The 10,239-nt window shown below is 48.5% G+C and carries 9 protein-coding genes, 1 tRNA gene and 1 pseudogene; 4 read left to right on the top strand and 7 right to left on the bottom strand.

Annotated features, from left to right (window positions below; translation table 11 throughout):
• Positions 1–62 precede the first annotated feature (62 nt).
• Entirely contained in the window at positions 63–2,225 is a 2,163-nt protein-coding gene (speF, locus tag J1781_RS01115; RefSeq protein WP_129953058.1) for an ornithine decarboxylase SpeF, read from the bottom strand.
• Between the two features lie 704 nt (positions 2,226–2,929).
• Between speF and J1781_RS01110 the strand changes: the two genes are divergently transcribed.
• Positions 2,930–3,005: transfer RNA gene (locus J1781_RS01110), tRNA-Phe, on the top strand.
• A gap of 309 nt (positions 3,006–3,314) precedes the next feature.
• A complete protein-coding gene (locus J1781_RS01105) occupies positions 3,315–3,920 on the top strand; it encodes a serine O-acetyltransferase (RefSeq protein WP_129953059.1) in 606 nt (201 codons plus the stop codon).
• A 466-nt stretch (positions 3,921–4,386) separates the two neighbouring features.
• Here J1781_RS01105 and J1781_RS01100 read toward each other — a convergent pair.
• From J1781_RS01100 to J1781_RS01090, 3 genes and pseudogenes are all read right to left on the bottom strand, one after another.
• Positions 4,387–4,821, bottom strand: a pseudogene (locus tag J1781_RS01100) (hypothetical protein); the annotation flags it as partial.
• Between the two features lie 50 nt (positions 4,822–4,871).
• Positions 4,872–6,260 carry a sensor histidine kinase gene (locus tag J1781_RS01095; protein ID WP_217233092.1) on the bottom strand — a complete coding sequence of 463 codons (1,389 nt, stop codon included), beginning with the start codon at positions 6,258–6,260 and terminating at the stop codon, positions 4,872–4,874.
• The gene (locus tag J1781_RS01090; RefSeq protein ID WP_217233091.1) at positions 6,260–6,937 is read right to left on the bottom strand and encodes a response regulator; all 678 of its coding nucleotides are present in this window, start codon (positions 6,935–6,937) and stop codon (positions 6,260–6,262) included. Before J1781_RS01090 ends, J1781_RS01095 begins: the two co-directional genes overlap by 1 nt.
• Positions 6,938–7,143: 206 nt before the next feature.
• Here J1781_RS01090 and J1781_RS01085 point away from each other — a divergent pair, with 206 nt between their 5' ends.
• Positions 7,144–7,980, top strand: coding sequence for a MipA/OmpV family protein (locus J1781_RS01085; RefSeq protein WP_217219182.1), 837 nt, complete (start codon positions 7,144–7,146; stop codon positions 7,978–7,980).
• Positions 7,981–8,152: 172 nt separating this feature from the next.
• Entirely contained in the window at positions 8,153–8,602 is a 450-nt protein-coding gene (locus J1781_RS01080) for an NUDIX hydrolase (RefSeq protein ID WP_217219183.1), read from the top strand.
• Between the two features lie 118 nt (positions 8,603–8,720).
• Here J1781_RS01080 and J1781_RS01075 read toward each other — a convergent pair whose 3' ends face one another.
• The 3 genes from J1781_RS01075 to J1781_RS01065 all read right to left on the bottom strand — a co-directional run.
• Positions 8,721–9,152, bottom strand: coding sequence for a bifunctional diaminohydroxyphosphoribosylaminopyrimidine deaminase/5-amino-6-(5-phosphoribosylamino)uracil reductase RibD (locus J1781_RS01075; RefSeq protein WP_217157325.1), 432 nt, complete (start codon positions 9,150–9,152; stop codon positions 8,721–8,723).
• Positions 9,153–9,433: 281 nt separating this feature from the next.
• Positions 9,434–9,949 (bottom strand): GNAT family N-acetyltransferase, encoded by a 516-nt coding sequence (locus J1781_RS01070; protein WP_217139444.1) that lies wholly within the window; start codon positions 9,947–9,949, stop codon positions 9,434–9,436.
• Positions 9,950–10,000: 51 nt separating this feature from the next.
• Positions 10,001–10,239, bottom strand: a 239-nt coding sequence (locus tag J1781_RS01065) for a hypothetical protein (RefSeq protein WP_217233090.1), incomplete at its 5' end; no start/stop codon positions are given.

The raw sequence follows: 10,239 nt of genomic DNA, 5'->3' as shown, positions 1-10,239 counted from the left end.
GGCTATAGCCTCCGCATTACGTAAAGATGATTATGTGAAAAACCAGGCTTTATTTTAAGAAATTACGCAGAAACGACATACCCCATCACACGCTTCCAGCCAACCGGTTTTTTCTCGATATACACCCCCTGCAATTCCGGCGAGAAGCCCGGCAGCAGGTTGATACCTTCTTCCAGCGCCATAAAGTAACGCTGAACCGCCCCGCCCCATAATTCACCTGGCACGACGCACAACACGCCCGGAGGATAAGGCAGAGCGCCTTCCGCAGCGATACGGCCTTCGGCATCACCAATCGCCACCAGTTCGATGTTATCGCGGATAAACTCATTATGAGCATCCTGCGCATTCATCACGACCTGCGGAAAACTCTTCTCGCGGAACATCTCTTTCTGCAACTCTTTCACATCAAAACTGACGTAGAGGTTATGCATTTCCTGACACAACTGGCGGATGGTGTAATTCCGGTAGCGGTCTTCGTTTTTACGATATACCGTCGGCAGTACTTCGCTGAGCGGCGCATCTTCTTCAATGTATTGCTCGAACCGCACCAGTTCTTCCACCAGCAACTGCATTTTGGCCGGTGTTTCCGCCGGAGTGAGCAGGAACAAAATCGAGTTAAGGTCACATTTCTCCGGCACGATGCCATTCTCACGCAGATAGTTCGCCAGAATGGTTGCCGGAATGCCGAACTCCGTGTACTTACCGCTGGAAGCATCAATGCCCGGCGTGGTCAGCAGCAATTTGCAGGGATCAACGAAATACTGTTTCCCGGCATAACCGTCAAATGCGTGCCAGCGCTCGCCCGGCACAAAATCAAAGAAACGCACATCGTTAGCCATCTCATTGGTTTCATGATCCTGCCAGCGTTTGCCACCGACAGTCGGGGGAACGAACGGCAAAATCATTGAGCATTGATCAAGCAGCATTTTGCGGGTTTCGATGCCGAGCTTCACACACTCCATCCACATATGTTTTCCGCTGCCGCCGGCATGAATGCGCGCATTGACATCCAGTGCGGCAAACAACGGATAAAACGGGCTGGTCGAGGCATGCATCATAAACGCATTGTTGAGCTTTTTATGGCTGCAATGACGCTTCTGGCCTTTGATGTGATTGTCTTTTTTATGGATTTGCGAGGTCTGCGAGAACCCGGCCTGCTGCTTATGAACAGACTGCGTGACGATAATGCCAGGGTCGTTTTCGTTAAGTTCCAGCAACAACGGCGAGCATTCTTTCATCATCGGGATGAATTGTTCATAACCCACCCATGCGGAATCAAACAGGATGTAGTCGCACAGGTGACCGATTTTATCCACGACCTGACGGGCGTTGTACACGGTGCCGTCATAGGTACCAAGCTGGATAATCGCCAGACGGAACGGACGTTTTTCGGCCGCGCGATGAGGTGCCACCTGTTTGATTTGTTTACGCAGATAGGTTTCATCGAAACAGGCAGCATCGATACCGCCGATAAAACCGAACGGATTACGCGCAGTCTCGAGATAAACCGGCGTTGCACCCGCCTGCAGCAGCGCACCATGATGATTTGATTTGTGGTTGTTACGGTCAAACAGCACCAGATCATCGCGCGTCAGCAGTGCATTAGTGACGACTTTATTGGCCGCAGACGTGCCGTTGAGCACGAAATAGGTTTTATCTGCGCTGAAGACTTTAGCTGCATACTTTTGGGCATCTTTCGCCGATCCTTCGTGGATCAGTAAATCGCCCAGTTTGACATCCGCATTACACATGTCGGAGCGGAAAATATTCGGGCCGTAAAAATCATAAAACTGTCGCCCTGCCGGATGACGTCGGAAAAACTCGCCCCCCTGGTGCCCCGGACAGGCGAAAGTGGCGTTCTCCATCTCGACATACTTTTTCAACGTATCGAAAAACGGCGGGAACAGCGCTTCTTCATAAGCCTGCGCGGCAGATTCAATCTGCGCGGCATAAAATGCCTGATTGGCGTCCGACAGTGTGATAACGCCTTTCAGCAATGGCAGAAACTCAGGTGACACCTGCTCCGTACCCTGCACCGCAACAAACGCGGGAATACCAAATCCCAGCGTTTCAATCTCCGCCAGCCTGCCGTGGTTCAGGTCACCGACAGAAATAATGATGGCCGCAACGTCCGCATAATCGGCGCGGCGCAGGTCAACGACCAGACGTGCAGTCTGGAGATAAGGGGCGACGGAAGCGCTTGCTGCAAGTTTTAAGTGTTTCATTCAGACTCTCAAACGGTTAAGTAAGAGGGTGTGCCAGATGGCACGGCAATGAGCGGGATCTTACGGCATAAAAGGTAAGCGCAGAGTCCGGCCCGGCAATTGACGTTGGCTAAGCGAGATATCGAGTGCAACGGAGCTATGCCGGTGGGGCAAAGCGGTGACAAATCGGGTTTCAGGCCACGCCACGTCGGATAGACAACAGTAAAATCAGAGAGCTGCTCTGTTTTAATCTCTGTTTTTAATAATGCCTAACAGCGAGCAAACGGTAGCCTTACCGCATGAAAGAGACGACAAAAGGAGGAAAACTGAAATCGTGGTGTTTACAGCACCCGGAGATCATCATCAGATTGTTTTTGCACTGGCGAACAGCGCGATGTGATAAACCAGCCATGCCGCAACCCTCTTGAGCTGTCGCGTGAAAACGGGATCAGAGTTGTTTAATAAATCGGCGCAATAATCGCATCTTTTACCCCCCGGTTCAACCCTGAACATACGGCGAATTTCTTACAGAATGCGACAGGGAGCATGTCCCGGAACCTCCACCTTTTTCGGGCTTGTTGTCGGGTACAAACCTGGACAGGTGGCCTGGGCCGTAAGTTAAATCGACAAATCGTCGTAAAAAGCATCAGTCAGGTGACGAACCCCGCTGTTGTCACAAAAAGCCGTTGACGGCACATGCCCGATACGGTTTAATGCGCCCCGTTGCCCGGATAGCTCAGTCGGTAGAGCAAGGGATTGAAAATCCCTGTGTCCTTGGTTCGATTCCGAGTCCGGGCACCAATATTTAGAAGAACCCGCCTATGGCGGGTTTTTTGCTTTCCGCTTTCCGGACTCTCCATCGAACTTCGTCCGATGATTCGCCTTGCAGGATCACCCTGCCAGGCCCTTACTGCCGTATGAGCCGTACAGGGGAAAAGCGTTGGGCGCAAATTGGTCCGGTGGCGGAAGGTAAAATTCGTTAAAAATTTCAGATTTGTGAGCGCCTGCGCCCTGCTTTTCGGGCATATCCTCTACTCAGGTTATTCTTTTAAAGTTTATTTGTTCAATGCCGATAAGTGCTTAATTGCTTTTATTTAACGGTAATACAATATGGATAATCCTCTGGTCAGCTCCGCAAGTAATAAAGTTACAGGCTATGAACATTTGAAAGAATGTTTAAGAATAGAAGTGATAAAAAGAGATGGGGGCAAAAGATTCTCATGGCTAAAAGTATTTCACCGCGTAGCTTTTAATCGCAAAAAACGCTTCTACTTTTGGTGGCGGATTGCAAACTATTTGTATAAATCCTCATCATCTCGCCAGCGAAAAATCGCCAAAATCATTGGTGTTAACTTAGCCAGAAAGTATGGCGCAGACATAAGCATTGCTGCACATATCGGAACCGGTATGAAAATAAACCATTACGTGGGGATCGTAATCAGAGCTGAATGTGTGATTGGAGACAATGTGAACATCCGTCAAAACACGACTATTGGAAGGAAAAAATCAACGCCTGATATAGGATATATCACAATCGGTAATAACGTCGATATCGGTGCTAACTCCTGCATTCTTGGGGACATCGTTATTGGAGACAATGTCACTATTGGGGCAATGTCATTTATCAATAAAGATATCCCCGCTAACACCCTGGTTTATAGTCAAAAAACTACTCAGATCGTAATTAAAAACATCGGGTCTACGATTCAGCATTGATATTGTATTAAGCAACACGCCAATAAAAAAAGCCTCTTCAATAAAGAGGCTTAACTTTTGCTTACTCATCACTTAATTTGTCTTTCTGAGACGAAATGACTCGTTGGGGAAATTCGCCTGCAGACGAACGAAGCATTCGAGGCGAACATTGCCTTATATGCAGCGCCAGAATATGAAATCGATAGACATGAACAATTCATGGGTGGAAAGACCGTCTTTATGAGCAAAAAATTGTAGCGGTTACTAAAACCGCCCCCGAAACAAAGATTCCTTGAATCATTTTAAGCTGCGTAGCTACTCAGACCTATCCGCTAAAGGATCCAGGGCAATTATGAGCGAGGGATAGTCATTCGCAGTTATTCTCATTACTGATGAAGGTATTACTTAAATCGCGGTGTGTAAATCAACCGGGGATTAAGTCATATGGCCTGAGATGTTTCACGGTATTGACGACAGTGTCGTTCTGGCAAGCTTTATCGCCGTCAGCCCAGCGCTTGATATCACTTATATTTGGCGACCTGATGCCCACACTCAAGATGTTCTTGGTTGTGTATAGGCTGACCTGTGCTTTGTCCCCATCATGTCTTTCTATTTCAATTAGCGTGTTGTTAATCAACAGTCCCTGCGCAAGGAGCTTTTGATTGATTTCACCTTCATTGCGCTCACCGTCAAACTCGCTTAATACGATGACCGGATTTCCTGAATATGCCTCATATTCCAGGCACTGCCTTGCCATGTGCCTTAAAGTTCGATACGTATCTGAGGGCTCCGTCTTGCTCGTAAAGCTGCCGTCATAAGAGGATTGACTGTTTTTTAATTCGCTGACGGTTATGGCGCACCCGCTGATCGAGATAGAAAATAATAGTGTAGACAGGGTCAAATATTTCAATTTCAACTCCATTGTTCTGACAGAGGCTCTCCGCTGGGCTGGTATCAAAATTATGTTTTCTTTCAGGCTGACTTGTGGTTTGGAAAGTCAACAGTAACCATGAGCCCACCTTCTGCAGACGTATTTAGGCATACGCTGCTGTTGTGTTGCTGCGCAACCGCTTTGACTATTGCAAGTCCCAATCCACTCCCGCTTTGCATCTGATTGGGATCGCGAAAAAACCTATCGAACACGCGCTCCCTCAATTCAAATGGAATGCCGGGCCCTGCATCTGAAACACGTAGCTGAGTAGATTTATCAAGTGATCCTACATCTACCTCAACCCGTCCGCCCTCAGGGCTGTACTTCACGGCATTTTCAATTAAATTATCAATCAGCGACATCAGGCGTTCCTTGACGCCTGTGATCCAGATTTCATTATCAGAGTAGAATTCGAGCTCAATCCTGCGCTCAGCCGCTAGCGGTGCCAGTGCAGCCATTCGCTCTTGTATGAGCGTTGTCAGCGGCACAGGCTCCATAACAGTGTCAATACGCACTTCGCTGTGCATCATCAGCAGCAACTGATTGACAAGACGCGCTGCACGGCTATTGCTGCGAATAATCCCTGCAAGCAACTCCTGTTGATTATCGCTGCTTACATAGGACTGCAAAGCCTCCACATTGATTCGCATCGCAGCCAGTGGGGTACGCAGTTCGTGGGCGGCATCTGCAATGAAAACCCGTTCCCTATCAGAACTCTCTCGCACCCTGGCAAGAAATAGATTAGTAGCGTCCACCATTTGGCGAAGCTCCATGTGCTTTGGCACTTCTTTTAAGGGAGAGAGATCTTCTGAAGTTCGTAAGGAAATTTCATTTACCACCTTGTTCCAGGGGCGCATTGCAATACGGATTGACAGCCACGCGGGAAACAAAAGAAAAGGAATGCACACCAGTAGCGGCAATATGTAGTATCCCCGCGAGTTCAGGTATATAAAAAAGTTCCAGCCTCCGGCAGGGGTGACAAGTGTTACCTCCGCATCGGATCTCCCGGACTTGAGAGTACGGCTAGTCCAGGTGCGACCTCCACTCCGGATGCTCTGAATTTTCCCATACCTGGTGTTTGTCACCCCTGCCGGAGCGCCATCAGATGAATAAATTATCTCTTTATTCTTTCGAACGATTAGGCTGATTGACAGTTTCGGATCTTCACCTCCGCCATAACCTTCCCGCAACGCTGTGCTGAACTTTTTCAGCACAGCGGTGAGATCCTGCGGGCGATCATCCATACGATCAACCAATGTAAGAATGGTTTCGTAAGTATTGTTGCCCGTTAGCATAGGGGGGCTACGCAAGTTCTCCCACAAAATATAGGTCAGAAAAAGACACCAAAGCAGTGTAAGCAGTAGCATCTGGGCGATCATAATTCGCCGCACGAGCGTTGGAGTTCTCAGGTGGTGCCAAAAATTTCGCATCAACCAGCCCCTTTCTGAATCGGCACAGTATCAATGACATACCCTACGCCTCTCACCGTTCGTACATAGCCGTCGCCGATTTTGCGACGTAAATTACCCATATGCACATCGAGTGCATTGCTCATATTTTCTTTTGCGCCGAATATCCTTTCTTCCAGAAACCTTCGTGTAAGCACGCGATCAGCGCGCATCATTAAAGTTTCAAGCAGCGCGTATTCACTTGCCGTCAACTCAACATTCCGCGCGCTCACTGTCACGCGACGAGTCGGCACGTGGAGAGATAACCCACGAATTTCTATCACCTCATTCTCAAAACCGTAACTGCGTCGCGCAAGGGCTCTCACCCTGGCCAATAACTCGGCAAGAATAAAAGGCTTGACGAGATAGTCGTCAGCACCGGCATCCAGCCCGCACAGGCGATCCTGCAGAGTGCCCCGCGCGGTCAGAATGATGACGGGGATCCCCTTGAGCTGCTGGCGCAAGTACGCCATCAGGCTCATGCCATCGCCGTCAGGCAGTCCGAGGTCGAGCAAAACAAGTTCCGGCAAGCAGGCATCGAGTTGATGCAGCGCATCCACTTTGCGGCGAACCCATATGACATCTAATCCTTGATCTGCAAGGGCAATACGTACGCCGTTGCCGAGATCCAGGTCGTCTTCGATGAGGAGAATTTTCACAATAGTTACGTTACCAACAGTGAATGAAGAACGTCTGAAGAAAAAAACGGTATCAGGAAATTTATCAGGTTTGTGTCACCGGCACGTGCTTCAGTATTTCTTCATTTTTAGCTCATGAGAACTTTAGGGTGCGTATTCAAACTGAGCGTTCTGGCGTTTAAAACCCGCTTGTATCGTAATCATTTGAATCCATAAGGACTTCTTTAATGAGCAACTTCGAACTGCGTCATAAGTTCCCCTATTTACTCTCAGAACGCACCCTGAAAAAAATGCTGCCGGGTGCGCTGCTGGCGTTACTGACCAACCCAACACTTGCGGCAGAACCACAACAGGGTAACGCCTTAACATTGGGAGGAGGCGTGGATGTTACGCCACTTTATTCTGGTTCGGATGAAAACCGCGTCACGACAGCCCTGGTGCTTGATTACTCGATGCATAATGGGTTCTTCGTGAGTACCATGCGGGGTATCGGTTATGGCAACAGCTCCGGCAAGCTGGATTACAGTACTGCGCTGAGCTATCGCGCAGGCCGTAAGGATCATGACGTGGACAGCGACGCAATGAGCGATGGCAGTGACGACTTGCGGGGTATGGGCGATGTCAAAGGCTCGGCTATCGGGGCATTGGGTCTGGGATATAAGGTAACCGACTGGCTTCATTTGCAATTGCAGGCTGAGGTGCCGTTTTCTCAGCGGGACAATGGCGCGGCCCTGCATTTCGGCATTATCAGCCCGCTTTATAGTTCATCGGAAAATACCGTGACGATGGCGCTGACCAGCAGCTGGGGAACAGACAACTATATGCAAACTTACTACGGGGTAAGTTCATCACAGTCAGCCGCATCGGGGTTTACTCAATATGATGCCGGTTCCGGGATTTATGCCTATTCAATGAATATGGACTGGACGCACAAGTTCAACCAGAACTGGAGCGTAGTGGCCGCTACAGGCTTTACGCAGTTGGCTGGTGATGCACGCAACAGCCCGATTGTGCAACGAAAAGCATCGCCCAATGGAAGCTTGAAAGTGACATATAGCTTCTGAACATTGTTCGATTGCACTGTCAATAAATACACACTTGAACCGCCCCGATACAGATGATGGGGCGGTACTCACAAAGGACGTAAGGACATTCATTTTCAAAATTAACAGATATCAAAACGCATTAAAGCAATGTATATACAGACAGTATTCTAAGTAATTGGGCAATCGCTACATGGGCCGTGACAGATATAATCTATCCATAGCAGTATTCGTCTTGCTTCTAAAAGGGGATGAACTCTGCATGCTCCGAAGGTCTAATACGGGCTGGATGGATGGTGGCTTTAGCTTACCGGCCGGTGGGCTAGAAAAAGGCGAAACACTCTCCACCGCTGCCGCCAGAGAGCTAAAAGAAGAGACAGGGGTGGACACAATTCCTTCAGAGTTGGCCCTTGTGCATACCATGCATGTGTGGACGGAAAACCGTTCATGGATAGGACATTATTTTATCTGCCGAGAATGGAGTGGTGTACCCTTCCTTGCAGAACCTGACAAGCATGCCGAAGTAAGCTGGAAGAATATTTCGGATCTGCCAGAAGAAACAATACCCTATGTAAGGCAGGCTATTGAAGCCATTAATGCTGATGAGAGTTACTCAGAGTACGGCTGGGACACAGGTGAGTAACCTCTGCTACAAAGCAATATTTCCGCTCCTTGTCAGTATGCATATGCAAAAGGGTTGCTATGCGCGAATAGCAGCCCGAAATTTTTGGGCCGGAACACCTCTGAAATGTCCGTACAGCCTAAGACTTCACCAGATAAGGCAATAGAAAACTCTCTACTTCTCGTTTTCCAATTCCCAGCGTAAAGCTGACCCCTGCATTTTTTAAAATTCTGAGTCCTTCTCCACTGTTTCTAGGATGCGGATCTTTAATGGCTACATAGACATGACGTGGTTTCAGCTCAGCAAGTGTCAAGGCACAGGAGGGGGTTCTTCCTTGATAGGAGCAGGGTTCAAGTGTGACAAATATTTCACATTCACCAATTGGAACCGTTAGTTTTGAAATGGCGTCTATCTCTGCGTGATGATGGCCTGGAAGTTGAGTGAAGCCTTCGGAAACCACCTCCCCCTTATGGACAATCACGCACCCTACAGGTGGATTTGGTCTGCAGCCAGGTAAGGCTTGACGTGATTTTTCAAGCGCTAACAGCATGAATTTTAAATTTTCGCTCATCCGCTTTTATGCCCAAATATGTAAATCATAGACTTAAGATTTTCAAACCACCCGGCATGAATGTCCATTATTTAGATTAATTACTCATCAGCTATGACCAACCTTCTTGTTGGCTAACTTGTACTGACTTTTGATACCTCCGATTTTGGCACGAAGCAGAACGGCTGAAGGTTCGTTAGGTCTGCTATGCGCGAAAAGCGGAATTACGAAATCGTTCTGACCACCGAGGGCGTATTTCAAAACATCGCCGTGTGTTAATCAACGGGGATAAGGTCATGCGCTCAAACCTCCCCCTTAGAAGATATTGGCATGCCCATCTCCAGCGCACGAACCTCAAAGCCAAATTCCTCGTACAAGCGGATTGCTGCCTTGTTGAAATGCCAAACAGCCAGTCTGAGTTCCTGCGCGTTACGTGCCAGAGCCCATTCACGCACTCTGTTCATCAATACTTTACCCACACCTTGCCCTCTGTGTGTTTCAAGAACACATATTGAGCAAATCCTGCAACCAGGGACTGGCTTCAGAAGTGGACTTGTTGGTATTGATATGTTCGCTGCAATAAACCCGATGGGAAGAGAGTTATGCCGGGCTATAAACGCAACATGATCATCAGTTTCAATAAATCCCATCCAATGGGGTTCATCTGCTCCCTCATTCAAAGTCACATCAGCATAAATATCTGGGCGCGCTTTATGATGGATGATATTGAGCTCGCGAGCCAAATCACTCATGATCGCAAGATCAGAACGTATTGCTTCCCGGATACTGAGTTCCATATCCAAATTTTCTATCTCCAATGAGGATCCTCAACCGTGCCTGTCAGCCAGTCGCATTAACGATAAAAGCAGTTACGAAGATAATGCATTACAACAAATTTGCACTTTTCGTTGAATCCTGCGGACCTGGATTGCATTGTTCTTTTGTTCCCGGGAGATAAAAAAGGCCGTTCTCAGCAGGATCCGTTCCTCCCGGGCATCCTGCCATGCCTGGTGAATTATCTGAACTGCCCCCGTCAGAGCCCCTCCCGCCGTCTGCACCTGGTTTACCAGGTTGTGACATATTCCCACCGTTTCCACCAGCCGCCCCC

The sequence above is a fragment of the Rahnella perminowiae genome (assembly GCF_019049695.1).
GTDB lineage: Bacteria > Pseudomonadota > Gammaproteobacteria > Enterobacterales > Enterobacteriaceae > Rahnella > Rahnella perminowiae.
Note: the sequence above shows the minus strand (reverse complement) of the source record. Positions and strands in the feature narration are given on the sequence as shown.